Origin of the sequence: Prauserella endophytica, assembly GCF_005146945.1 — a bacterium.
GTDB classification, from domain to species: Bacteria; Actinomycetota; Actinomycetes; order Mycobacteriales; family Pseudonocardiaceae; genus Prauserella_A; species Prauserella_A endophytica.
Genome location: NZ_SWMS01000019.1, coordinates 87889 through 110782, shown reverse-complemented (window position 1 = coordinate 110782; position 22894 = coordinate 87889). Strand labels below are relative to the sequence as shown.

General features: G+C 69.4%; 20 protein-coding genes and 4 tRNA genes. 13 read left to right on the top strand and 11 right to left on the bottom strand.

All coding sequences use genetic code 11. From position 1 onward, the window contains the following. Positions 1 to 106: 106 nt before the first annotated feature. Both FCN18_RS28210 and FCN18_RS28205 read right to left on the bottom strand, forming a co-directional pair. A complete protein-coding gene (locus FCN18_RS28210) occupies positions 107 to 1321 on the bottom strand; it encodes an RNA polymerase sigma factor (protein WP_137096524.1) in 1215 nt (404 codons plus the stop codon). Between the two features lie 12 nt (positions 1322 to 1333). Further along, the gene (locus FCN18_RS28205; protein ID WP_137096523.1) at positions 1334 to 1711 is read right to left on the bottom strand and encodes a YciI family protein; all 378 of its coding nucleotides are present in this window, start codon (positions 1709 to 1711) and stop codon (positions 1334 to 1336) included. A 1318-nt stretch (positions 1712 to 3029) separates the two neighbouring features. On the opposite strand from FCN18_RS28205, the gene FCN18_RS28200 reads away from it, so the two are divergent. Beyond that, a complete protein-coding gene (locus FCN18_RS28200; protein ID WP_137096522.1) occupies positions 3030 to 4025 on the top strand; it encodes an alcohol dehydrogenase catalytic domain-containing protein in 996 nt (331 codons plus the stop codon). A gap of 30 nt (positions 4026 to 4055) precedes the next feature. Next, positions 4056 to 5387: an MFS transporter gene (locus FCN18_RS28195; protein ID WP_137096521.1), complete on the top strand. Its 1332-nt coding sequence runs from the start codon at positions 4056 to 4058 to the stop codon at positions 5385 to 5387. Positions 5388 to 5440: 53 nt separating this feature from the next. Here FCN18_RS28195 and FCN18_RS28190 read toward each other — a convergent pair whose 3' ends face one another. The 3 genes from FCN18_RS28190 to FCN18_RS28180 form a co-directional block, all read right to left on the bottom strand. Then, positions 5441 to 6205, bottom strand: coding sequence for a GntR family transcriptional regulator (locus FCN18_RS28190; RefSeq protein WP_137096520.1), 765 nt, complete (start codon positions 6203 to 6205; stop codon positions 5441 to 5443). Positions 6206 to 6281: 76 nt separating this feature from the next. Beyond that, positions 6282 to 6965, bottom strand: a complete 684-nt coding sequence (locus FCN18_RS28185; RefSeq protein WP_137096519.1) for a DAK2 domain-containing protein — start codon at positions 6963 to 6965, stop codon at positions 6282 to 6284. Positions 6966 to 6975: 10 nt separating this feature from the next. After that, entirely contained in the window at positions 6976 to 7971 is a 996-nt protein-coding gene (locus FCN18_RS28180; RefSeq protein WP_137096518.1) for a dihydroxyacetone kinase subunit DhaK, read from the bottom strand. A 123-nt stretch (positions 7972 to 8094) separates the two neighbouring features. Between FCN18_RS28180 and FCN18_RS28175 the strand changes: the two genes are divergently transcribed. The 3 genes from FCN18_RS28175 (at position 8095) to FCN18_RS28165 (ending at position 11649) form a co-directional block, all read left to right on the top strand. After that, the gene (locus FCN18_RS28175) at positions 8095 to 8877 is read left to right on the top strand and encodes a class I fructose-bisphosphate aldolase (protein ID WP_137096517.1); all 783 of its coding nucleotides are present in this window, start codon (positions 8095 to 8097) and stop codon (positions 8875 to 8877) included. Between the two features lie 46 nt (positions 8878 to 8923). Further along, positions 8924 to 10279 (top strand): FGGY family carbohydrate kinase, encoded by a 1356-nt coding sequence (locus tag FCN18_RS28170; protein WP_137096516.1) that lies wholly within the window; start codon positions 8924 to 8926, stop codon positions 10277 to 10279. Positions 10280 to 10356: 77 nt separating this feature from the next. Further along, on the top strand, positions 10357 to 11649 hold the full coding sequence (locus FCN18_RS28165) for an MFS transporter (protein WP_137096515.1): 1293 nt from the start codon (positions 10357 to 10359) through the stop codon (positions 11647 to 11649). 311 nt (positions 11650 to 11960) lie between these two features. On the opposite strand, the gene FCN18_RS28160 is transcribed toward FCN18_RS28165, so the two are convergent. The 5 genes from FCN18_RS28160 to FCN18_RS28140 form a co-directional block, all read right to left on the bottom strand. Beyond that, entirely contained in the window at positions 11961 to 12161 is a 201-nt protein-coding gene (locus tag FCN18_RS28160) for a cold-shock protein (protein WP_137096514.1), read from the bottom strand. A gap of 1341 nt (positions 12162 to 13502) precedes the next feature. After that, positions 13503 to 13577, bottom strand: a tRNA-Val gene (locus tag FCN18_RS28155). A 1-nt stretch (position 13578) separates the two neighbouring features. After that, positions 13579 to 13649, bottom strand: a tRNA-Cys gene (locus tag FCN18_RS28150). A 25-nt stretch (positions 13650 to 13674) separates the two neighbouring features. After that, positions 13675 to 13747 (bottom strand) — tRNA-Gly (locus tag FCN18_RS28145). A gap of 112 nt (positions 13748 to 13859) precedes the next feature. After that, positions 13860 to 14285: an SsgA family sporulation/cell division regulator gene (locus FCN18_RS28140; RefSeq protein ID WP_110339145.1), complete on the bottom strand. Its 426-nt coding sequence runs from the start codon at positions 14283 to 14285 to the stop codon at positions 13860 to 13862. Positions 14286 to 14680: 395 nt separating this feature from the next. Here FCN18_RS28140 and FCN18_RS28135 point away from each other — a divergent pair. The 5 genes from FCN18_RS28135 (at position 14681) to FCN18_RS28115 (ending at position 20092) form a co-directional block, all read left to right on the top strand. Next, positions 14681 to 14752 (top strand) — tRNA-Val (locus FCN18_RS28135). A gap of 461 nt (positions 14753 to 15213) precedes the next feature. Further along, positions 15214 to 16722: a sugar transferase gene (locus FCN18_RS28130; protein ID WP_137096513.1), complete on the top strand. Its 1509-nt coding sequence runs from the start codon at positions 15214 to 15216 to the stop codon at positions 16720 to 16722. A 111-nt stretch (positions 16723 to 16833) separates the two neighbouring features. Then, positions 16834 to 17445, top strand: coding sequence for a malonic semialdehyde reductase (locus FCN18_RS28125; protein ID WP_112274623.1), 612 nt, complete (start codon positions 16834 to 16836; stop codon positions 17443 to 17445). 75 nt (positions 17446 to 17520) lie between these two features. Continuing rightward, on the top strand, positions 17521 to 19551 hold the full coding sequence (gene thrS, locus FCN18_RS28120) for a threonine--tRNA ligase (protein ID WP_170200612.1): 2031 nt from the start codon (positions 17521 to 17523) through the stop codon (positions 19549 to 19551). Further along, entirely contained in the window at positions 19541 to 20092 is a 552-nt protein-coding gene (locus FCN18_RS28115) for an HIT family protein (protein WP_113643663.1), read from the top strand. Before thrS ends, FCN18_RS28115 begins: the two co-directional genes overlap by 11 nt. A gap of 6 nt (positions 20093 to 20098) precedes the next feature. Here the strand turns inward: FCN18_RS28115 and FCN18_RS28110 are convergent, their stop codons facing one another. Further along, positions 20099 to 20647 (bottom strand): YceI family protein, encoded by a 549-nt coding sequence (locus tag FCN18_RS28110; protein WP_112274617.1) that lies wholly within the window; start codon positions 20645 to 20647, stop codon positions 20099 to 20101. Positions 20648 to 20759: 112 nt separating this feature from the next. Between FCN18_RS28110 and FCN18_RS28105 the strand changes: the two genes are divergently transcribed. From FCN18_RS28105 to FCN18_RS28095, 3 genes are all read left to right on the top strand, one after another. Further along, positions 20760 to 21275: a MarR family winged helix-turn-helix transcriptional regulator gene (locus FCN18_RS28105; RefSeq protein WP_113643731.1), complete on the top strand. Its 516-nt coding sequence runs from the start codon at positions 20760 to 20762 to the stop codon at positions 21273 to 21275. A gap of 117 nt (positions 21276 to 21392) precedes the next feature. Then, entirely contained in the window at positions 21393 to 22001 is a 609-nt protein-coding gene (gene pgsA / locus FCN18_RS28100) for a phosphatidylinositol phosphate synthase (protein ID WP_137096512.1), read from the top strand. After that, the gene (locus FCN18_RS28095) at positions 21998 to 22894 is read left to right on the top strand and encodes a phosphatidylinositol mannoside acyltransferase (protein ID WP_112274613.1); all 897 of its coding nucleotides are present in this window, start codon (positions 21998 to 22000) and stop codon (positions 22892 to 22894) included. The genes pgsA and FCN18_RS28095 overlap by 4 nt, the downstream gene beginning before the upstream one ends.

The following is a 22894-nucleotide window of genomic DNA, read 5'->3' as shown; positions in this document are numbered from 1 at the left end:
TGCTGGATCCTGGGGACGCATTGAAGGCCGTTGTGCGGCTTCACAACCTTGGCTGGTCTGGCGGAGTCGACCGGCACGGCCCGACAGGGTACGTTGTCGCCCGGCGTCATGCCGGGCGCCAAGCCAGCCAACTCTCGCGTCGGGCCTCCAGGTGCGCGCGTTCGGTTTCGTTGTGGCAGAGCGCGATTGCGGTCGCGAAGGAGCGCAACGCTTCGTCAGTCCGGCCAGCGCGCGCCAGCAGCTCGGCGCGGGTGGCGGGCAGCCGGTGGCCGGGGAGCGCGACGCCGTCGAGCGCGGCGAGCCCGGCGTTCGCACCCTCCGCCTCGGCGACCGCCACCGCACGGTTGAGCCGGACGACGGGCGAGTCGGCGAGGGTGAGCAGTTCGTCGTATCGCTGCACGATCCGGCGCCATGCCGTGTGCGCGGCCGTGGGTGCGATGGCGTGCTCTGCCGCGATCATCGCCTGCAGCAGGTAGGGGGCGGGCGGAGCGCCGATCAGGGGCTCGAGAAGGCCGAGCGCTTCGATGATCTCGTCGTGCCGCCAGAGTGAGCGGTCTTGGTCGGGCAGCAGCACGAGTTTCCCGTCGCGGGTGCGTGCGGCCCGGCGTGAGTGCTGCAGCAGCATCAGCGCGAGCAGGGCCTCGAGTTCGGCGTTGGCTGCGGGAAGCAGCGAGCGGATGACCCGGACCAGCCGGATTGCCTCGCCTGCGAGCTCGGCGCGCACCAGGTCGGGGCCTGAACCGGGCGCGTATCCGGCTGTGAAGGCGAGGTATGCGATGTCGGCGACGATCGCCACTCGGCCTGGCAGTTCGGCCGGTGCGGGGACGGTGAAGCTTGCCCCCGCCAGCTTGCGCCGGGCCCTGGTCAGGCGCGCCGCCATCGTCGGTGTGGGCAGGAGGAACAGCCGGGCGATGTCTGCGGTGGGGATCCCGAGCACGAGCCGCAAGGTCAGTGCTGCCGCCGCCTCGCGCGGCAGCCGCGGGTGCGCGCACAGCAGCACCAGCCGCAGCCGCTCGTCGAGCAGTTCGTCTCCGGGGTCGGCCATCACTCGCTGTGAGTCTGCGGCGAGCTTGGCGTCGACCACGAGGAGCGGCATCCGGCGCACCAGCACCTCCTCGGAGCGGAGGCGGTCGGTGATCTTTCGACGTGCTGTTGTGAGCACCCAGCCGGCGGGGTTGTCGGGTACTCCATCCATTGGCCAGGTGCGAGCTGCCGATTCGACGGCGTCGGCGAGCCCGTCCTCGGCCAGGTCGATCCGGCGGTACCGCGCGACGAGCAAGGCCAGCAACCGGCCCCACTCGTCACGCAGCAACCGCTCCATCGCGGTCAATGGTCAGGCCCCGGAGTCGGTGCCGGTGCCGTGGTCGACCGCGGCGCGCACCTCGATGGCACCATCGGGCTCCGCCAGCACCCCACAGATGTCGAGCAGATCATCGAGATCATCGCTCTCGACGAGGTAGAACGCGCCGAGCTGCTCCACGCTCTCGGTGTACGGGCCGTCGGTCACCATGACCGCGCCGTCGGCAGCCTTGGTGATCTTCTTGGTGGTGTGGGACGGCACCAGCTCCTGACCGCCGGTCAGCTGGTGGCCGCGCGACGCCAGCAGGCGCGCGAACTCCTCATGTTTCGCGAACACCGAGGCCTGCTGCTCGGCAGTCAGCCTCTCCCAGGCGGTTTCGTCCCCGGTCAGCAGGACGACATACGTGGTCATGGTGTGATCCTCCCTCAACGGTCGCTTCTGTCACCGCGATGACGGGCGAGCAACACAAGAATCGACAGGCGTAACGGTCCGAGTTGGCGTACCTGACCGTCGGCAGGGGAGGGCGACGTCCCACGCCCTGTACCGGTCACAGGCCGGGCCGCCCTGGTCGGCTCGGCGCAGCAGCACGCCGTTTCACTCCCGTGGGCGTGTCCAGGCTCGGCTCACGCTGCAGTTGGCGTCGCGAGCCCGGGGCTGGTCCTTCTGGGTGGTTTCGGAGTGGCCGCCGTCCCGAACAGTTGTGGTTCGATGGAGTGCGCACGGCGTCTGGCCAGCCGGCTCGGGACACTCGCGTGTCCGGAGCCCACGCAGGAGTCCGGGGCGCCCCTTGCCAGAAGCCGCCACGCAGCGCGCGGGGCGTTCGCGGGCCGTGGTGTCGGGGCGGTTCGCTTACAGTCGGCCGACGTCTCCTATCCAACAGAGTGGGACCTGTCCGCGATCTTGTGGGTGGTTCGCGCCGACGCAATGAAACTGCACTTCACGCTCGTCCAGCGTGCTCAGGTCGGCTCGCCGTTGGTCACCTTGCAGTTACAGGGCGCCGGTGCTGGCATGAACACAGTAGGGCAAGATCAACGCCCTCCCATTTCGCCTCCCAGCGATGACGAAACCCCCACCGGTGATGATCACCGCTGGGGTTATGACCTGGGAAAACAGGTGGTTCGCGATACGGTTCAGCGCAGGTCGATTCTCCCAGAATCGTCCCAGGCTTGGCCTCCAACTGGCGCCAACAGGTTCCGTGTGTGTTTGAACCTGCGACACGTGCCTCCGGAGGGAACTGATCCAGCCTTTCGTCGGTGTCTACCTGGAACCTGTTGTCGCTGTTCCGGCACACCTTTACGCCAGCTCATGTCAACGGCACACGGATCCTCACGTGCCGCCGACAGCGACGACGACTCGTAGCGCGGCCGGCTTCGGCTGCTCGCGTGAGGGCCACCTGGAGCCGTTGGCCCTCCTCGCCCTTGTGCGGGTTCCCGCGCGGCCCGGCAGGTGCTGACACGCCTCGTTGACCACTGGGGCTCCGAGGCGCGTCCCGAGGCCATCGATCACTGCTGCCCGGGACCGCTCGTCGAGGCGGTCAGGTAGCTCTGCGCCGAACTCTGCTCTGAGTTCATGCAGCTCAAAGATAGATTGTCTATACAGTACGTAACGTCTGTACAGTGCGTTCGTTACGAGGTATCTTTCCGGGGCGCTCGTCACCGTGAGGCTTCGCGGGAGGGCGCCGGCCGGGGTGTACCGCCTCCGCCGTGATCGACGTCGAGAGGACGCGAGGATGCGTGCTGTTGTCCTGGACGGTGCCGGCTCGATCGAGGTGCGGGAACTCCCGGACCCGGAACCGGGCAGCGGGGAACTGGTGGTCGCTCCCGCCGCTGTCGGGATCTGTGGCACCGATCTGCACCTGGCCACGGGGGACTACCCGACCGGAAGGTTCCCGGTCGTACCGGGCCACGAGTTCGCGGGCACCGTGGTGTCCGTGGGGCCGGGGGTCTCGGGCTTCGCCGAGGGCGACCGTGTCTGCGTCGATCCGAACGTCGCGTGCGGTGGCTGCGCGCAGTGCATGTCCGGCGCCCCCAACCTGTGCCCCGATCTCGTGCCCATCGGCGTCACCGTGGACGGTGCCTGCGCGGAGCTGGTGCGGGTTCCGGTCAGGGTGGCGTATCACCTTCCGTCTGATGTGGATGATGAGACCGGTGCACTGATCGAGCCGTTCGCCTGCGTATTGCACGGTGCTTCCCGGATCGGCCCGGTCGCCGGGCAGCGCGTGCTCGTGTACGGCGCGGGCTCGATCGGCCTGCTCGCGGTGGCCTACGCCCGAGCGGAGGGCGCCGCGTCGATCGAGGTCGTCGAGCCCAGCGCGATCCGGAGGTCCGCGGCCCTGGAGTTCGGCGCCGACCAGGTCGCCGCACCGGGGGAGCTGGCTGCAACCCGGGACGTCGATCTGGTCGTCGAGGCGAGCGGCAGCCCCCAGGCGGTCGCCGACGCGCTGGGCAGGCTCGCGGCCAGGGGCACGCTGCTGCAGATGGGCGTGGTGAGTCCCACGGCGACCATCGACCTGGCTCCGTACGACCTGTTCGACCGCGAGCTGTCGCTGGTGGGGTCGCAGTCGCTCGCGACCGCCTACCCCGACGCGGTACGAGCGATGGCCGGTCTGCCAGGGCTGGCCTCACGGATGGTCACCCACACGTTCGGCCTCACCGACTACGCGGCCGCGCTCGACGCGGCCCGGTCGGACCAGGCGCGCAAGGTGCAGATCCTTCCGCAGCAATGAGCCGCGCGAACCGCACGAGAAGGGACATCGATGTCCGGATCCAATGACGTCACCGAGGCCACCGCCGGGAGGCCTGGCCTCATCGAGCGGGCCGGCCTGCCCCGACCGCTGGCCTGGGGTTTCGTCGGCCTCCTGATCTTCATGATCGGCGACGGTGTCGAGTCGGGGTACATCTCGCCGTACCTTGCCGAGAACGGGGCCGGGACACCGGCGAGGGCCGCCGTGATCATCACGGTGTACGGCGCGCTCGTGACCGCGGGGTCGTGGCTGTCCGGCGCACTGTCCGATGTGTGGGGGCCGCGCCGGGTCATGCTGCTGGGCCTGGTGATCTGGGGCGTGCTCGAGGTGCTCTTCCTCGCCGTCGCGCTGCCGACGGAGAACTACCCGCTCATGCTCCTGACCTACGGTCTGCGTGGCTTCGGGTATCCGTTCTTCGCCTACGGGTTCCTGGTCTGGGTCCTCGCCGGAAGCCCGGCACATCGGCTGGGTTCGGCCGTTGGTTGGTTCTACTTCGCCTTCACCGGCGGTCTTCCCACACTGGGCTCGCTGGTGGCCAGCGGGTCTCAGCCGCTGATCGGGGAGTACGCGACGCTGTGGCTGTCACTGGTATTGGTGGTGCTGGGCGGCGTGGTGTCGCTCGTGGGCATCCGCCACGCGCGCGGCGGCGGCCGGCTCGCCGCGCCCGGCGTGTCGACCTGGCGCAGTATCGGCAACAGCGTGGCCATCGCGTTCACCAATCCGAGGGTGGGCATCGGCTGTCTCGTGCGGATCGCCAACACCGCTCCACAGTTCGGGTTCCTCGTCTTCCTTCCGACGATCTTCGCCGACGATCTCGGCTTCGGAACGTCGGGCTGGCTGCAGCTCGTGTTCGTGCTGGGCGCGGCCAACATCTTCGCCAACTTGTTCTTCGGGGTCCTGAGCGACAGGCTCGGCTGGCACCGGACGCTGCGGTGGTTCGGCTGCATGGCGTGTGCGGTGAGCTCGCTGTGCCTCTACTTCGTGCCCCAGTACGTGGGGCAGTACTGGGTGGCGGTCCTTTGCGCCGCCTTCTTCGGGATCACGCTTGCCGGGTTCACGCCGATCTCGGTGCTCATGTCGCTGATCGCGCCGGGGCAGAAGGGCAACGCGATCGCCGTGCTGAACCTCGGCGCGGGCGCCGCCACGTTCGTCGGGCCGCTGGTCGTCGCCGCGTTCCTCGACGTCATCGGTCCCGGTGGGGTGACGATCGTGTTCGCGGCGATGTACGTGCTGGCGGCGGTCGCGGTCCGGTGGCTGCGCGTACCCGCTGAGTCGCAGCGGATCGTCGAGGAAGGCGGCACGCTCCAGGAGGTCGGCGCGCCCATGCCCGAGGGCAGGGCCTGAACCGGCCGCGGGACCCGGGTGGATCATTATCCGCCCGGGTCCCGCAACATCGCTCAGTGGCGTGTGGTGTTGACGTTCACTTCGAGCGGGATGACGTCACTGAGCACCCAGGTGTCGTAGACGTCGTAGCGCTGCCCGCTCGCCGTCCACGATGTCGACCGGATGTGCAGGGTCGGCGCGGTTTCCGGCACCCCGAGCGCCGAGGCGATCTCGGGGGACGGGGACACGGCGCGGATCGCGCGGTGCGCGCCACCCAAGGTGTAGCCGGCGTCGGCGAGCAGCTCGCTGAGCGAAGCGCGCCCCTCCAGCACCTCGGTGGCCCCGGCGACGACGGGCACGAGCGCGGGCGGGCTGTAGTTGACGCTGTAGAGCGCGGGCACGCCGTCGAGCGAACGCAGCCGGATCAGCTCGAAACCCGACGTCCCCTCAGGCACCTGCAGCGCCCGGCAGGCGTAGTCGGGCAGCACGGCGGGACCGTGGCGCAGCACGGTCGTCGTCACCGACCGGTTCTGGTGCCCGATCGCGTTCTCCAGGAAGCCCTCGGGGCCCTGGATGACCCAGCCCCGTTCGGTCGCCGGTTCGCTCGCGAACACTCCGCGCCCGGGAATGCGGGTGACGAGCCCGCGTGACTCCAGGTGCTGCAGCGCTTGCCGTACGGTCGCCCGCGACAGGCCGAACTCCATGCACAGCTCGTTCTCGCTGGGTAGCCGCTCCCCCCGCGCGATGGTCCCGTTGGCGAGCCGTCGTTGGAGAGCGGTCGAGAGCTGCTGGTAGTAGGGCGTCGACGACTGACGATCGATGGCGTCAGATGCCGCCACGACGCATGGCTCCCTCCGCTCGGCTGGCTTGGTGAGCCGATTCTAGGTTGTCCGTACCGTCCGCACGGGCGCGGTCTCAGCCGTCGATCCAGCTGGTGTCGACGCGCCCGCCGGGCCCCGCCTGGGCCAGCGCGGCGGCCTGCAGCAGCATCGCCGCCGCGGCGGCGCCGGGGTCCAGCACGCCGCGCGCGACATCGCCGACATAGCTGGCGCGCCCGCGTTTCGCGATCAGCTCGATCGTGCCGCGCGCTCCGCCCACTGCGGCTCGCGCGGTCTTCTCCAGTGCCGTCCCGGGCGCGGCACCGGCGGCGACCGCCGACTCCAGCGTGCCTGCGGCCGGCGCGAGCGCGTCGACCATCGTCTTGTGCCCGACCTGCGCCTTGCCGTAGCGCTGGACGGTCGCGAGCCCGGCGGTGAGTCCCGAGGAGAACTCGCCAAGGGTGGGCTCTCCGGTGGCCGCGCAGCGCGCGATGTCCCGGAAGAACATCCCGAACAGTGGCCCGCTGGTGCCGCCGGTGCCGAGGAAACCCCGTGAGATCGCGGTGAGCCAGCCGGAGTAGTCCGAGGGCGGTGCGACGTCGATGCTCTGCCGCGCCCGGCGGAGTGCGGAGGAGACGTTGGTGCCGAAGTCCCCGTCGCCCGCGCGGCGGTCGAGCTCGCCGAGTGCGCCGGTGCGGTCGAGGAACGTCTCGAACAGGGTGTCCACCCAGAGCCTGCCGAAGTCGGGAACGAGCTGGATGTCGGCGGAGGTCGTGGTCATGGCGGTTCCTTCACCAGGTCAGAGCGGGTGTGCGGACGGGCGCGTCCCACCAGGGCAGGAGGTCGGGGTCGGCGGGCAGGAGGGTCACCGAGAGGCCGTGCATGTCGAGCGAGGTCACGTAACCGCCCACGAGTGAGCGCGCGACGGTGACGCCGCGGCCGGTCAGGCCTCGGTGTACGGCTCGTGCGGCGACGTGGAGCTCCAGTGGGTACGTGCCACCCAGACCGTTGACGATCGCGATGACCGAGGACCCCTTGGCCAGCCCGAGTTCGGTGACGAGCGGCTCGACGAGCCGCGCGGTGAGCGTGTCCGCGTCGGCGAAGGGGATCCGGCCGGTTCCGCGCTCTCCATGGATGCCGACGCCGAGTTCGACCTCGTCCTGGCCGAGCGAGAACGCCGGGGTGGTCGCGCCGGGATGCGTTCCCGCGCTGAGCGCGAGGCTCAGCGTCCGCGCGTTGCGCGCCACCCGCCGCCCCAGCTCGGCGACCGTGCCGAGATCGGCTCCGGCCTCCGCGCTGGCACCGCAGATCTTCTCGATCGCGAGCACGGCGGCGGTTCCGCGGCGGCCAGGCCCGTCCTCGTCGGTGTCGGTCGCAAGGTCGTCGGCCACGAGCACGGTCTCGGTGCGGACCGCGTCGTCGCCCGCGAGCTCACCGGCGATCTGGAAGTTCAGCACGTCGCCGGTGTAGTTCTTGACGATCTGCACGACGCCACGGCCGGAGTCGGCGGCCACCGTGCCCTCGTGCACCTGCAGCGCCGTGGGGCTCGCGAAGACCGCGCCGGGCACGGCGACGTCGAGCATGCCCGTGCCGACGAACCCGGCGTGCAGCGGTTCGTGGCCCGAGCCTCCGCCGGAGACCAGACCGACCTTGTTCCTCGCCGGGACCGCCCTGGTCACAATGCCGGGATCGGGTCGGTAGACGATCAGCGAGGGATGAGCGAGGGCGAGCCCCTCCAGTGCCTCACTGACGACGTCGTCGGGGGAGTTGAGGATCTGACGGCGCACTCCGCTGCTCTCCTTCTGGTCGGCCGCTTGACCGGACCCACCCTAATGCTTAATGTCCGTACAGTACAGACTGTACGTACAACATGCAGTCGTAGTGGGTCGAGACAGGAAGCAGGACCAGGGATGTCCATGGAATACCGGATGCGCCGCACGCTGCCCAGTGACCGGGTCGCGATCATCATGCCCGTCGATCACGGGCTGATCTTCAACCGGATTGAGGGCCTGGAGACGCCGTCGGCCCCGTTCGCCGCGTGGGGGGACAGCGACGTCACGGGCTTCATGCTGACCCCGGGCCAGGTCAAGCAGACCGAGCGGTTCTTCGCACGTCACCCGCACCTGACGCGCGTGCTCACCATCGACACCTACTACGACTACACGCGGCTCGACGGCGGCGGCTCGCATCGCCTCATCACCACCGTCGAAGAGGCCGTGCGCATGGGCGTCGACGCCGTCAAGATGCTGTTCCCGTGGAACATCTCCAACGCCGAGCGTGCCGCGCTGTGCGAGCGCGTGGGCAAGGTGGTGACCGCCTGCGACGCCTGGGACATCCCGCTTGTGCTCGAGCCCGTGCTCATCGGCGCGCCTCGCACCGAGGAGGTCATCGTCGAGGAGGAGAAGGTCGCCCGCATCGCCTACGACCTCGGCGCGCACATCATCAAGATCGCCTTCCCCGGTGAGGAGCGCACCCGTCGGCTCGTGGACGAGCTGCGGGTGCCCCTGGTCATCGCCGGCGGCCCGCTCTCCGGAGAGCCCTCGGATACCGTCGACGCGGTCGGGCAGACCATCCGCGCCGGGGCCAGGGGCGTCATCGTCGGCCGCAACATCTGGCAGCGGGAACGTCCGGTGGCGGAGAAGGTGCTCTCGGAGATCGCCACCCTCACCCGGAGCGTCAGTTTTCCGGACTGACCAGCGGAGAACCGGACACCACGTCGATCAAAGGAGATGGCGAAACGTGGGTACCCCCTCGCGGCGCTCTGGTGTCGTCCTCGGCGTCGACATCGGCAGCACGAACCTCAAGGTCGTCGCTCTCGACGTCGAGGGCCGGATCGTCGCGCGGGTACGCAGGCCCACACCGCGCGCCTCCGACGACCCCTCGATCGACGTGCTGGCACTGTTCGACGTGCTCGAGGAGCTGGTGCTCGAGGCCTGCGGCTCCCGCTTCGCCGCCGAGGCGGTCTGCGCGGCGGGTGTCGGTGAGGACGGTGCCCTGGTGGATCGGTCGCGGCAGCCGCTCGACCACGCACTCGCCTGGTTCGACCCACGCCGCGGTGCGTTGCTGCAGGAAATCACGCCCGGTCTCGCCCCCTCGGACGGCATCGGGGTGGCGACCGATGCGGCGCGCACCCTCGTCGGCTGGGCCTGGGCACGCCGGCGCCCCGGAGCCGAACGTGCCGATATGTGGCTCGCCCTCACCGACTTCGCCTCCTGCCGGTGGTCCGGGCGGGACTTCCTCAGCGACACGCTCGCCGCGCGAACCGCGGCGTGGCGGACGGCGAGCCGCACCTGGGACGACGGGCGGGTCGCCGCCACGCTGGGCTCGCCGGACCTGCTGCCGCCGGTGGTCCGCGCGGGCCAGGTGGTCGGTGAACTGCGGTCCGCCAGGCTGCGGGAGGCCGGTGTGCTCGCGCCCGGCGCCGTGGTGGTGGCCGGAGGCCACGATCACCCGGTCGGCTCGTGGGGGGTCGACCGGCTCAGTCCAGGGTCCATTGTGGACTCCATGGGCACCGCCGAAGTCGTCGTCACACAAGCGCGGTCGGCGGAGGCCATCGCCGGCGCGCGCATCGACACGGCTCCGGCGATCCGCGGCGAGGGCCTGACTCTGCTTCGGGTCGAGGAGCTCGCGCGCAACGTGGCGTGGGCATCGCAGGATCCCGCGGTCGGTGACGCGCTGCGGAACCTCATCGCCGGCACCCTGACGCCCGACGAGCACGTCCACTCCACCGCCTTCCTGCCGGGCGCGGCCGGGGGAGCCCGGCCGCGCTACGCGAAAGACGCGCCTGCCGACCCGGTCTCGCGCGCATCGGCGGTCCTCGGTGCCCTGGCCGCCCTCGGCGGCGAGGCCATCAGGGACATCGCGGCCCACCTGCCCTCCGCCGTCCCCGTCTACGCCGCGGGCGGTTGGGCGAGATCCCGGGGTTGGGTCGACATCAAGCGGCTCGTCACCGGCGAGACCGTCGACGTCATCACCGAACCCGAAGTGACCGCCACCGGGGCGGCACTACTCGCGGCCACTGCCATCGGCCGGCGCATCGACGCCGGGGCCGCGCTCGCACCGTCGCCGGCCGTGGGCCTGCGCACACCGCGCTGAACCCGGCGAACACAACCGGACCCCGGCGTGCCCAGGCTCCGGCGATCACCCCTGTCCTTCAACGGAAGAAGGAGATCATGTCAGCCAGCACGCCCGTCCCCGACACCGGCACGCGACCGTCGTTCACCGACCGGCTGGGCCTGCCGAGGCCGCTCGTCTGGGGCTTCGTCGGCGTCCTGATCTTCATGATCGGCGACGGGGTAGAGAGCAACTACCTCTCCACTTTCCTGGTGGGAGAGGGCTTCGCCGAGGGCGACGTCGCCACCACCGTCAGCACCTACGGTGTCTTCGTCGCTATCGGATCGTGGCTCGCCGGGACCCTCTCGGCGATGCTCGGGCCACGCCGCGTCATGCTGGGCGGCGCCGTGTTGTGGGTGTCGCTCGAAACGGTGCTGCTGTGCTTGGCCATTCCCAGCGGCTCCGCGCTTTTCGTGACCGTCGTCTACGGCCTGCGCGGAGTCGGCTACCCGTTCTTCGCCTACGCGTTCCTGGTCTGGCTCACCGCGGCCACCCCGGCGCACCAGCGAGGCACCTCCGTGGGCTGGTTCTGGTTCGCATTCGGCGCCGGGCTGCCCACTCTCGGCTCCCTGGCCGCGAGCGCATCGATCCCGCTGGTCGGCGAGTACGGCACGTTCTGGGTGGGGTTGGGCCTCGTCGCACTCGGTGCGCTGTGCGCGCTGGCCGGGGTGCGGGACCTCCGCCACGCGGGGCCGGACACCGCCGAGGGCCGCTCGTCGCTCGGTGAGCTCGTCCGTGGTGTCACCATCCTCTGGCGCGAGCCGCGCGTGAGCGCCGGCGCCTTCGTCCGGCTGGTCAACACCGCGCCGAACTTCGCCCTGTTCGTGATCGCGCCGATCTTCTTCACCCAGACCGTGGGCTTCTCGCAGGGGTCCTACCTGCTCCTGGTCACCTGTGTCTACACCACGAACATCTTCGCCAACCTCCTCTTCGGCATCGTCGGAGACCGCTTCGGCTGGCGGCGCACGGTGACCTGGTTCGGCTGCGTGATGTGCGCGGTGGGCGCGCTCCTGCTGTACTACGTACCGCTGGCGGTGGGGCCGAACTTCGTGGTCGCCTTGCTGTGCTGGATGGTCTTCGGCGTCGGCCTCTCGGGCTTCGTTCCTCTGACGGCGCTCATGCCGGGGATGGTCCAGCTCGCCGACCGTGGCAGCTCGCTCGCGATCTACACTCTCGCGGCCGGGCTCTCCGCGTTCGTCGGCCCCGCGATCGCCGGGATGCTCGGCGGCACCGCGAACATGGCCGTCATCATCTGGACCTTCGCCGGTCTGTACCTCTTGGCCGCCCTGGTCAGCTTCACGCTCCGGTCCGAAGTGGACCCGGGCGACCGGAAGGCCGGTACTGGCGAATGACACGCCCGCGACCGGCAACCTTGCGGACGTTCGCCCGACTCAGGTTCCACAGCGCTTCGAGTGGGTCTCACGATTCCTTGGCCGCGGGTGCGAGCGTGGTGGGGGATCGATCCCGTGACAGGCCGCCAGTCGTACCGGAGGAGCTGATCAAGGGCACTGACGATGTGGCCTCGGTCCAGTTTCTCGGCAACGATGGCCGGGCGCTGAGGGCCGTCTCCCACACATTTCGGTGAGACACCGAGGGGCCGGCACCTCCGGTGCCGGCCCCTCGGTTCAGCTACGTTGCTCGGCAGACGGTATCTGCCGGTGGATCAGACGGCGTGGACGCGGGTGGCTTGCGGGCCCTTGGGGCCCTGCGCCAGCTCGAACTCCACGTGCTGGTTCTCCTCCAGGCTACGGAAGCCGTAGCCGTCGATCTCCGAGTAGTGCACGAAGACGTCCGGTCCATCGGTGCGGGAGATGAAGCCGAAGCCCTTCTCCGCGTTGAACCACTTGACGGTTCCCTGAGTCAATTTTGCTCCTTACAGGGCTGGATACGAGGCCCACACCGTGTGGTGCCCCTGGCCGGTTCCTCGACGCGGCAAGCTCCAGTTCCCTGAAGGCAAAGCGGCGCGCCCGCAACATCGTTCCTCGCGAGCGTGCGGAAACACGAACACTGAAAACTACGACCACCTCGTACAACCACCCCGCTGCCCGGTTCATTCCCGGCTCGGGCCGTTGCGTCGTGCGGGCAGATATCCCCGCGAGCAAGGCTGCCCGCTAGCGACATCGAACGCATCCGCGGTGAAGCCATCGGCCTGGGCTTCGACAACGCCGATCACACTCGGCTTTCCGCTTCACCGGTCGGCCCACCGGTGGCGGGCGCGCGGGGAGCGGTTGCGCGCGCTCGGTGTGACGCTCCCGCGCGACCAGATCGCCCTCCGGGACCCGTTCCGTCCGGGCCGCCAGGGGCCGCGAACGCCCTCGGGTTTCTCCTCCTGGAACCAACCCCGCAGCGCGCCGAGGTAGCAGGCCGTCAGGAGCGCTGCGATCCCGGCCGGGGAGAGCTTTGCCTCCTTGCGAAGGTCGCCGATCTCGCGGGGTCGAAGATGATGTTGCTCAAGAACAGTGCGTACTCGAGTTGATCGGTCGGTAGCCCCAGTTCGTCGAGGATGCCGCTGACCGGCCCACGCCACGCGCGTTCGGTGACTTCCGAGTGGCCGCCGTCCCGACCAGTTGTGGTTCGGCGTGGGCCGGGTGCTGAGAAACGATGGAGTGCGCAGATCCTCTGACCCGACTGGCCAGTCGGCTCGGGATACTCGCGTGTCCCGAGTCCACACTGGAGTCCGGGGCTGCACAGCTGCGTGGAGTCCCCACGTCCAGCTGCGCAGCTCGGCCATCGGGCGCACCCCCGCGCTACCCGAAGGATGGCATCGGCCCGCGACCGGCATGGACCCCTCCGCCCGCGGTCTACCGCACCGCGCCCCAGTGTGCGGGCCCCCGCGAGTCACGACTAGGGCCGTTCGCCCCTAGCCAAAGCCGCCACGCAGCGCGCGGGGCGTTCCCGGGCCGTGGTGTCGGGGCGGTTCGCTTACAGTCGGCCGACGTCTCCTATCCAACAGAGTGGGACCTGTCCGCGATCTTGTGGGTGGTTCGCGGCGGCGCGACGAAACTGCACTCCACGCTCGTCCAGCGTGCTCAGGTCGGCTCGCCGTTGGTCACCTTGCAGTTACAGGGCGCCGGTGCCGTCAGTGGTGAACACAGATGGCATGAACACAGTAGGGCAAGATCAACGCCTCCCATTTCGCCTCCCAGCAACGACGAAACCCCCACCGGTGGTGATCACCGTTGGGGGTCTGACCTGGGGAAACAAGTGGTGCGCGATACTGGGATCGAACCAGTGACCTCTACCGTGTCAAGGTAGCGCTCTCCCGCTGAGCTAATCGCGCGAGGTGGAGACGGGATTCGAACCCGTGTACACGGCTTTGCAGGCCGTTGCCTCGCCTCTCGGCCACTCCACCGTACGGGCCCGAGTGGGCACTTCCGAGCGGACGACGGGACTCGAACCCGCGACCCTCACCTTGGCAAGGTGATGCGCTACCAGCTGCGCTACGTCCGCATTCCGTGACTCCGGGGCTCGCACCCCGTCGTCGTGGTGTGTGGAGAACTGTATCGGACCGCCGAAACGCCGTGTGCACTGGGGGTGTCCATAACGTTTCGCGAGGCCCTCATCAGCTCAGATCGTTCGGAATGAGGTGGGTCAGTGCGTCGTCGACGTCGACCCACAGGTGCTCATTGCCGGGCAGCACGACGTCGTAGGTGCGGTCGAGGAAGTCGGCGAGCTCCTGGGCCGACGCCTCGAACATGGCGTGCCCCGACGGCGAGTTCAGCTCGATGAGAACGGACTCCGGGTCCTCGACCGACGGGCGGATGCGCACATCGCCGTCGCCCGCGTCGGCCAGCAGGCCGTCGGCGAGGAGGTCGCGTGCGTAGACCCACTCGACCCAGCCGGCCCGGCCGGTGCGGAAGGCCGCGACGACGGCGTACGGGTCCCGCGTGTCGTAGCGCAGCTCCACCTTCACCGGAACGGGAGGCGTTCGCGGTGCCAGCAGGTCGAAGACCGCTGTGGACCGGAGCGTCACGTGATCGTTTCGCATGGTCTTACCCTTCTGCTCCCTTCCCGGCCGGTTGGCCGAGTCTGATGGTGAGACGCAGCCGCGCCCCGGCTCGCTCGCCGTTTCGGCCGATATCACACTTCCGTGTCCCAATCGGCTCCGTCTCGTCATCACTCTCGGCTCATCGGCCTCCGTGCGTGGCCCCGTGATCGCTCACGCGTACATACTGCTCGGTTTGCCTCGCGGACGATAGAACCGTGTCGCGAATGTTGTGGGTGACCTCCGTCCCGTTCGCACCGTCACCCCTCTGGCGGTATGCCCGCTAGCTGGCACTTCTACGCTGCGTGCCGACCCTTGTGCGGACGGTGCGGGGTTAGGGACCACCCGTTTGCCGGGTGCCGAACGGCGTCCGGTAGAGTTCCTTTCACACCGCGAGGGGGCGATTAGCTCAGCGGGAGAGCGCTTCGTTCACACCGAAGAGGTCACTGGTTCGATCCCAGTATCGCCCACCGGAAGTTCCCCTCTGGTCAGGCCCGGCAGCCATGTCGGGCCTTTTCCATGTCCGCGGCATGGTCGGGATTCCCGGCCCCGCTCTTCTTCAACCGCCGGCCGCCCGCCGTCATTCCAAGGGTGACATGGACCTCTGCTGTGACCTGGTCCACAAAGGACAAGGAGTGACGGGAGCGGGGTCCTGTCATTGATCAACTGACTACGTTAGGTAGTTGGTTGGGGCGTACCCATGATCACTGATTGTCACTAATCCGTAAGGATGCCCCATGCTCGGGTGTCGCTGAAACGGACGTTATTCCGGGATCTCTCCTTGTAACACCATGCCGAGCGTGACCGATACCACTGCAGGTATTCCCCGTTTGGTTACTGAGTGTGTGTCAACGCTGGTTACTCTGTGGAGTCGATTTCGGCGCTGGACGCGTGTCGTGAGGCCCCACAACTGAATGACGCGGGAGGCTCCATGGAAGAGTCGGTGTGGCCGTCGGCCGGGCCCGAGCGCGGCCTGCCTCCTCTCGGCTCCCGACCGGCTTCCCGCTCCCTGCGCGTCGTCGACGGCAGGTCGGGTCGTGCGACGCCCAGCCCCGTCATGGCGTGGGAGCGACGCTACCGGTCGTGGGTCATCCTGTCCGACATGCTCGCCACGATGCTCGTGGTCGTGGTCGGCGCCCTGCTGATCGGTGGCTTCGAGCGGTTCGACGAGCCGCACGCACTCGGTACCGTCGCCGCGATCCTGTGCTCGCTGCCCGCGTGCCGGGCGTGGAACCGGGCTGTTCTCGGCGAAGGCGCCGACGAGTTCCGCGCGGTCGGCAGGGGGCTCGTGGTCGCGGGTGTGCTCGTGGCACTCGGCGGTCTGCTCGCGGGCGCGCTCGAGGTCAAGCCGTGGGTCTTCTACGTGGTGCCCACCGTCGCGCTGGTGATCCTGCCCATGCGCTATCTGTTGCGCAGGCTGCTGCACCGCTTCCGCAGGCATGGTCAGTACCTCCTGCCCGTGATGGCGGCGGGCGGCGCCGACACGGTCAACGACCTCATCGAGCGCACCCGGGCGATGTCGCACGTCGGCTGGAAAGTCGAGGCCGTCTGCACCCCGGCAGGCTCCGGCGACCGCGGCGAGGTGCAGGGCGTGCCCGTGATCGGCACCCTCGACGAGTTGTCCGAGCATGTGCGCCGGGGCGGTTACCGTGTGGTGGCCGTCACCCCCGACCAGTACTGGACGCCGAAACGGCTGCAGCAGCTCGCGTGGGACCTCGAGGGCACGTCGGCCGAGCTCGTCGTGGCCCCCGTGCTGATGGAGATCGCCGGCCCCCGCCTCAACGTCTCCGGGGTCTTCGGGATGCCGCTGCTGCGCGTCGCGGCGCCCACGTTCACGGGGGGCCGCCGCGTGGTCAAGGAGATCGTGGACCGCTGCGGGGCGGCACTGCTCCTCGCGTTCGGCGCGCCGCTCATGTTCGGCATCGCGCTCGCGATCAAGCTCGGTGACCGTGGCCCCGTGATCTACCGGCAGCAGCGGGTCGGCCGCGACGGCAACGCGTTCACGATGTTCAAGTTCCGCACGATGGTCACCGACGCCGACCGCGTGCGGCAGAAGCTCCTCGGCGACAACGAGGGCGCGGGCCCCCTGTTCAAGATCCGCAACGACCCCCGGGTGACGCGGGTGGGCGCCCTGCTGCGCCGGTACTCGCTCGACGAGCTGCCCCAGCTGTTCAACGTGCTGGGCGGTCAGATGTCGCTCGTGGGGCCGAGGCCGCCGCTGCCGGAGGAGACCCTGCAGTACGCGCCCGAGGTGCGCCGCAGGCTGCTCGTGAAGCCGGGCCTCACCGGGCTGTGGCAGGTCAGCGGACGAAGCGAGCTGTCGTGGGAGGAGAGCGTGCGGCTCGATCTCCGCTACGTGGAGGACTGGTCGCTCGCACTCGACATGGTGATCCTCTGGAAGACGCTGCGCGCCGTCACCTACGGTCGTGGTGCCTACTGACCGGCTGCGGACGGAGCTCGTGATCTAGTCCACAGACCATCGCGAAATAGTCAAGCGCTCAACAAGGTTGACGCAGGCAGGCAAGACCCCGCGATGGAAAGGGATCGATCGATGACGTCTGTGTCTGTCCAGGACGCGCTGCAGCTGCCCGCCGACGTGCAGGACCTGCTGTTCCGCGAGGCCCGCACCGCCAACTCCTTCAGCTCCGAACCGGTCACCGAGGAGCAGTTCCAGGCGATCTACGACCTCGTGAAGTGGGCGCCCACCTCGATGAACATCCAGCCGCTGCGCGCGCTGGTGGTGCGCACGGACGAGGGCAAGCAGCGCCTGCTGCCGCACCTTGCCGAGGGCAACCGGGCCAAGACCGAGAGCGCGCCCGCGACCGTGGTGCTGGCCGCCGACACCGAGTTCCACGAGACCCTGCCGAAGGTGTTCCCGCCGAAGCCCGACGCGAAGGACCTCTTCAGCGACGCCGCCCAGCGCGAGCGGACCGCGGAGTTCAACGCGCTGCTGCAGGTCGGCTACTTCATCCTGGGCGTGCGCGCGGCCGGGCTCGCCGCAGGCCCGATGACCGGCTTCGACGCCCAGGGCGTCGACCGCGAGTTCTTCGCCGACAAGCCGTGGAAGTCCCTCGTCGTGGTGAACGTCGGCAGGCCCGGCGAGAACCCGTGGTTCGACCGGCTGCCCCGCCTCGACTACGACGAGGTCGTCACGGCCGCCTGACCTGAAGGGGGCGCAGACGCGGCGGATAGCATCAACGGGTAAACACACCTGTTCATGCGTTCTAGGGAGTCCACCGTGTCCCAGTCGTCGTCGGCCCAGCTCGTACCCGCCGCACGCGTGGTGGTACCGGCAGGCACTACGGCGGGCACCGCGGTGCGGGAGGCCGGGCTCCCCGGCAAGGGCGCCGACGCCGTCGTGGTCGTGCGCGACCCCGACGGCGCCCTGCGCGACCTCGCCTGGATCCCGGCCACCGACGTCGAGGTGGAGCCCGTCGCGGCCAACACCGAGGACGGCCGCAGCGTCATCCGGCACTCCGCCGCCCACGTGCTCGCCCAGGCCGTGCAGCAGCAGTTCCCTGAGGCCAAGCTCGGCATCGGCCCGCCGGTGAGGGACGGCTTCTACTACGACTTCGCCGTCGACAAGCCGTTCACCCCGGAGGATCTGCAGGCGCTCGAGAAGCGCATGAAGCAGATCATCAAGGGCTCCCAGCAGTTCTCGCGCCGCGTCGTCGAGTCGGTCGAGGCTGCGAAGGAGGAGCTCGCCGGCGAGCCGTTCAAACTCGAGCTGGTCGACCTCAAGTCCGAAGTGGACACCGACGAGGTGATGGAGGTCGGCGGCGGCGACCTGACCATCTACGACAATCTCGACCCGCGCACGAAGGAGCGCGTGTGGAGCGACCTCTGCCGTGGCCCGCACGTGCCGACCACCAAGCACATCCCGGCGTTCAAGCTCACGCGCGTCGCCGCCGCCTACTGGCGCGGGGACGAGAAGAACCCGCAGCTGCAACGGATCTACGGCACCGCATGGGAGTCGGCCGAGGCCCAGGACGCCTACCTGGAGATGCTCGCCGAGGCCGAGCGGCGCGACCACCGCAAGCTCGGCGCCGAACTCGACCTGTTCTCCTTCCCCGAGGAGATCGGCTCGGGGCTGCCCGTCTTCCACCCGAAGGGGGGCATCATCCGGCGCGAGCTGGAGAACTACTCGCGGCGGAGGCACGAGGAGTCCGGCTACGAGTTCGTGAACACGCCGCACATCACCAAGAGCGGGCTGTTCCACACCTCCGGGCACCTGCCGTACTACGCCGACACCATGTTCCCGCCGATCCCGTTCGAGGGTGAGGACTACTACCTCAAGGCGATGAACTGCCCGATGCACCACCTGATCTTCCGCTCGCGCGGACGGTCCTACCGCGAGCTGCCACTGCGGCTGTTCGAGTTCGGGACGGTGTACCGGTACGAGAAGTCCGGTGTGGTGCACGGCCTCACGCGCGTGCGCGGGCTCACGATGGACGACTCGCACATCTACTGCACCAAGGAGCAGATGCCGGGCGAGCTGCGCTCGCTGCTGCGCTTCGTGCTCGACCTGCTGGCCGACTACGGCCTCTCCGACTTCTACCTCGAGCTGTCGACCCGCGGTGAGGGCGGCAAGTTCATCGGCGAGGACCGGGAGTGGGAGGAGGCGACCCAGACCCTGCGCGAGGCCGCGGAGGAGTCCGGGCTCGAGCTCGTCCCCGACCCGGGCGGCGCCGCCTACTACGGCCCGAAGATCTCCGTGCAGGCGCGCGACGCGATCGGGCGCACGTGGCAGATGTCGACGATCCAGCTCGACTTCAACCACCCCAAGCGGTTCGAGCTCCAGTACACGGCCGCGGACGGCTCCCGGCAGATGCCGGTGGTGATCCACCGCGCGCTGTTCGGCTCGATCGAGCGGTTCTTCGGCGTGCTCACCGAGCACTACGCCGGCGCGTTCCCGGCGTGGCTCGCACCGGTGCAGGTGGTGGGCATCCCGATCGCCGACGAGCACGCGGAGCACCTCTACGGCGTCGAGAAGGCCTTGCGGGCCAAGGGCATCCGCGCCGAGGTGGACACCGGCGACGACCGGATGCAGAAGAAGATCCGCAACCACACCACGCAGAAGGTGCCGTTCCTGCTCCTGGCGGGCGGCAAGGACGTGGAGGCGGGCGCGGTGTCGTTCCGGTTCCGCGACGGCAGCCAGGTCAACGGCGTGCCGGTGGCGACGGCGGTCGAGGCGATCGCGGACTGGATCGGGCGCAGGGAGAACGCCTCGCCGACCGCCGAAGCGCTGGAGGCTCTCGTTGGGAAGTGAGGACGGCGCGCCCGAGGTCGTCGCACAGGACGGGGTGGGGGTCGAGGACCAGCTGCAGCGGCTGTGGACCCCGCACCGGCTCGCCTACATCAAGGGCGAGAACAAGCCGGAGGGTGACGAGCCGCAGGGCTGCCCGTTCTGCCGCCTCGTGGACATGGACGACGAGGCGGCGCTGATCCTGGCGCGGGGCAAGAGCGTCTACGCGGTGCTCAACCTGTACCCGTACAACCCGGGCCACCTGATGGTCGTGCCGTACCGGCACGTCGCCGACTACACCGAGCTGACGGTGGAGGAGACCGTGGAGGTCGCCGAGTTCACCCAGCACGCCATGTCGGTGGTGCGGTCGGTGTCCGGCGCGCACGGCTTCAACATCGGCATGAACCAGGGCGTGATCGCGGGCGCCGGCATCGCCGCCCACCTGCATCAGCACGTGGTGCCGAGGTGGGGCGGCGACGCCAACTTCATGCCGGTGGTCGGTCACACCAAGGTGCTGCCGCAGCTCTTGGGCGAGACCCGCGAGCTGCTGGCGAGCGCCTGGTAGCCGGGCTCAGGCCTGCAGTCCGGCCTCGATGTTCAGCTCGATCTTGATCTTGTCGCTGACGACGGCGGTCGGGATGGTGGCGCCGACGCCGAAGTCGGCGCGGCTGATCTCGGTGGTGGCGGAGACGCCCAGCACCTTGCTGCCCTCGGTCATGCCGTCGCCGAAGCCGCCGAGCTCGGCGTTCAGGGTGACCGGCTTGGTGACGCCGTGCAGGGTCAGCTCGCCGTCGATGAGGAAGTCCTCGCCGTCGGCGCGGATGCCCTTGGTGTGGAAGGTCAGCGTCGGGAACTGCTCGATGTCGAGGAAGTCGCCACCCTTGACGTGGGCGTCGCGCTGCTCGTTGTTGGTGTCCACGCTGTGAGCCTGGATGGTGGCCGTCACCGACGAGTCGGCGATGTTCTCGGCGGTGACGATCTCGCCGCCGAACTCGCCGAACCGGCCGCGCACCTTCGAGACGCCGAGGTGGCGAACGGTGAAGGTGACGTCGGAGTGGACGGCGTCGATGGTCCAGGTTCCGACGATGTAGCCGGGGATCTCGGTCGTGGGGGCGCTCATGGTGCTCCTTCTCGAAATGGGGTCCTTGTTCGTGGGGAGCTCGTTGGTTGAGCCCTCAAGCAACAATGTAGCGGAGTTTAGTTGAGTGCTCAACTAGGGGTAGTATGGGCTCATGTCCGAACCGCGATGGCTCACCGACGAGGAGCAGCGCACCTGGCGCGACTTCTCGGCCGCCGTCGGCATGCTCAGAGCACATCTGGAGACCCAGCTGCAGCAGGACGCAGGCATGCCGCACACGTACTACGAGTTGCTGGTCGTGCTGTCCGAGGCGCCCGGCCAGGTGATGCGCATGAGCGACCTCGCCATCGCCACCCGGTCCTCCCGCAGCAGGCTCTCCCACGCGATCGCGCGCATGGAGGCCAACGGCTGGGTCCGCAGGGAAGCGTGCGAGACCGACAAACGGGGTGCCTTCGCCCACCTCACACAGGCCGGGCTGGAGGCGCTCGAGGCCGCGGCGCCCGGCCACGTCGAGGCCGTCCGGAGCAGCCTGTTCGACCCGCTCACGCCCGAGCAGATCCGGCAGCTCGGGGAGATCAGCGCCACGATCATCGACCAGCTAACGCCCCGCTGCGCGGCCGCGGCGGCCGAGGAGCTGGAGCGCCTCGAGCGCGACACCGCCGGAACCTGAGGCGACCGGCGCGAGGATCACACCCGACATCAGGGCATCCGTGCAGGTCGGTTCGGTGCGGCTCGATAGGGTTTGCCTCGGCAACCAGACCACGCGCAACCTGCACCCGTAGGACCGATGCTCAACATCTTCGCTCGCGCTTCCGTTTCCCGCGTCACCGATCCGATCGGTGCTGCGCTGGTCAGGGCCGGCCTCACCCCGAACGCCATGACGCTGATCGGCACGGCGGGCGCCTTCGTCTGCGCCCTCGTCTTCTTCCCGCAGGGGATGCTACTGGCCGGCACGTTCACGGTCTGGGGCTTCGTGATGCTCGACCTGCTCGACGGCGCCATGGCCAGGGCCAAGGGCAGCACCCCGTTCGGCGCGGTGCTCGACGCCACGTGCGACCGGCTCGTCGACGGCGCGCTGTTCGCCGCCATCGCGTGGTGGGCCTTCGTCGTCCAGGGCAACCTGCGCGTCGCGGCCGCCGCGCTGATCTGCCTCGTGCTCGCGCAGGTGATCTCCTACGTCAAGGCGCGCGCGGAGGCGACGGGCCTCAAGGCCGACGGCGGGCTGGTGGAGCGTGCGGAACGGCTGATCATCGCGCTCGTGGGCACCGGCCTCCAAGGCCTCGGCCTGCCGTACTCGGTCGAGGTCTCGCAGTGGCTGCTCGCCGCGCTCTCGCTCGTCACGCTCCTGCAGCGGATCGCGGCGGTGTCGAAGAGCGCGAGGGAGGCCCGCTCGTGAGCGGCCTCGCGGGCAGGCTCGCCGACCTCGGCTACGCCGCGGGCTGGCGGTTCGTGCCGAAGCTTCCGGCCAAGCGGACGGCTTCGGTGTTCTCCTTCGCCGCCGACCTCGCCGCCCGCCGGGGCGGCAAGGGTGTACGGCAGCTGCGCAGCAACCTCGCCCGCGTGGTGCCGCAGGCCGACCAGGACGAGCTCGACGACCTCACGCGACGCGCGATGCGGTCCTACGCCCGGTACTGGCACGAGGCGTTCCGGCTGCCCTCGCTGGCTCCGAAGACCGTGCTCGAACACCTGGACATCTCGGGCACCGAGTACCTCGACGCGGCGCTCGCGGAGGGCAACGGCGCCGTGCTCGCGCTGCCGCACTGCGGCAACTGGGACGTGGCCGGGTTGTGGCTGGTGAACCACTTCGGCTCGTTCATCACCGTGGTGGAACGGCTCGAACCCGAGTCGCTCTACGACCGGTTCGTCGCCTTCCGCGAGTCGCTCGGGTTCGAGGTCGTGCCCTCCGACGGCAGCGTGTCGTTCCGGGCGCTGCTGCGCGGGCTGCGGGACAACAAGGTGGTGTGTCTCGTCGGGGACCGCGACCTGAGCAACTCGGGCCTGCCCGTGACGTTCTTCGGGGAGGAGGCCCGGTTCCCCGCCGGGCCCGCGCGCCTGGCGGCGAGCACGGGTGCGGCGCTGCTGCCGGTGGGTATCTGGTTCACCGACGGGGGCTGGTCGGTGCGCATCCACCCCCGGATCCGCGTGAACGCCCGCGACGAGATCCATCCCGCCACCCAGGCGCTCGCGGAGGTCTTCGCCGGGGACATCGCGGCGCATCCCACCGACTGGCACATGCTGCAGAAGTTCTGGGTGAGCGACCTGACCGAGCACGCACGCGTCGCGGGGTGA

Bases quoted from the DNA above. Each gene is read 5' to 3' on its own strand.
- FCN18_RS28210 (WP_137096524.1), bottom strand. From the start codon at position 1,321: ATGGAGCGGTTGCTGCGTGACGAGTGGGGCCGGTTGCTGGCCTTGCTC.
- FCN18_RS28205 (WP_137096523.1), bottom strand. From the start codon at position 1,711: ATGACCACGTATGTCGTCCTGCTGACCGGGGACGAAACCGCCTGGGAG.
- FCN18_RS28200 (WP_137096522.1), top strand. From the start codon at position 3,030: ATGCGTGCTGTTGTCCTGGACGGTGCCGGCTCGATCGAGGTGCGGGAA.
- FCN18_RS28195 (WP_137096521.1), top strand. From the start codon at position 4,056: ATGTCCGGATCCAATGACGTCACCGAGGCCACCGCCGGGAGGCCTGGC.
- FCN18_RS28185 (WP_137096519.1), bottom strand. From the start codon at position 6,965: ATGACCACGACCTCCGCCGACATCCAGCTCGTTCCCGACTTCGGCAGG.
- FCN18_RS28175 (WP_137096517.1), top strand. From the start codon at position 8,095: ATGTCCATGGAATACCGGATGCGCCGCACGCTGCCCAGTGACCGGGTC.
- FCN18_RS28165 (WP_137096515.1), top strand. From the start codon at position 10,357: ATGTCAGCCAGCACGCCCGTCCCCGACACCGGCACGCGACCGTCGTTC.
- FCN18_RS28140 (WP_110339145.1), bottom strand. From the start codon at position 14,285: ATGCGAAACGATCACGTGACGCTCCGGTCCACAGCGGTCTTCGACCTG.
- FCN18_RS28130 (WP_137096513.1), top strand. From the start codon at position 15,214: ATGGAAGAGTCGGTGTGGCCGTCGGCCGGGCCCGAGCGCGGCCTGCCT.
- FCN18_RS28125 (WP_112274623.1), top strand. From the start codon at position 16,834: ATGACGTCTGTGTCTGTCCAGGACGCGCTGCAGCTGCCCGCCGACGTG.
- FCN18_RS28110 (WP_112274617.1), bottom strand. From the start codon at position 20,647: ATGAGCGCCCCCACGACCGAGATCCCCGGCTACATCGTCGGAACCTGG.
- FCN18_RS28105 (WP_113643731.1), top strand. From the start codon at position 20,760: ATGTCCGAACCGCGATGGCTCACCGACGAGGAGCAGCGCACCTGGCGC.
- pgsA (WP_137096512.1), top strand. From the start codon at position 21,393: ATGCTCAACATCTTCGCTCGCGCTTCCGTTTCCCGCGTCACCGATCCG.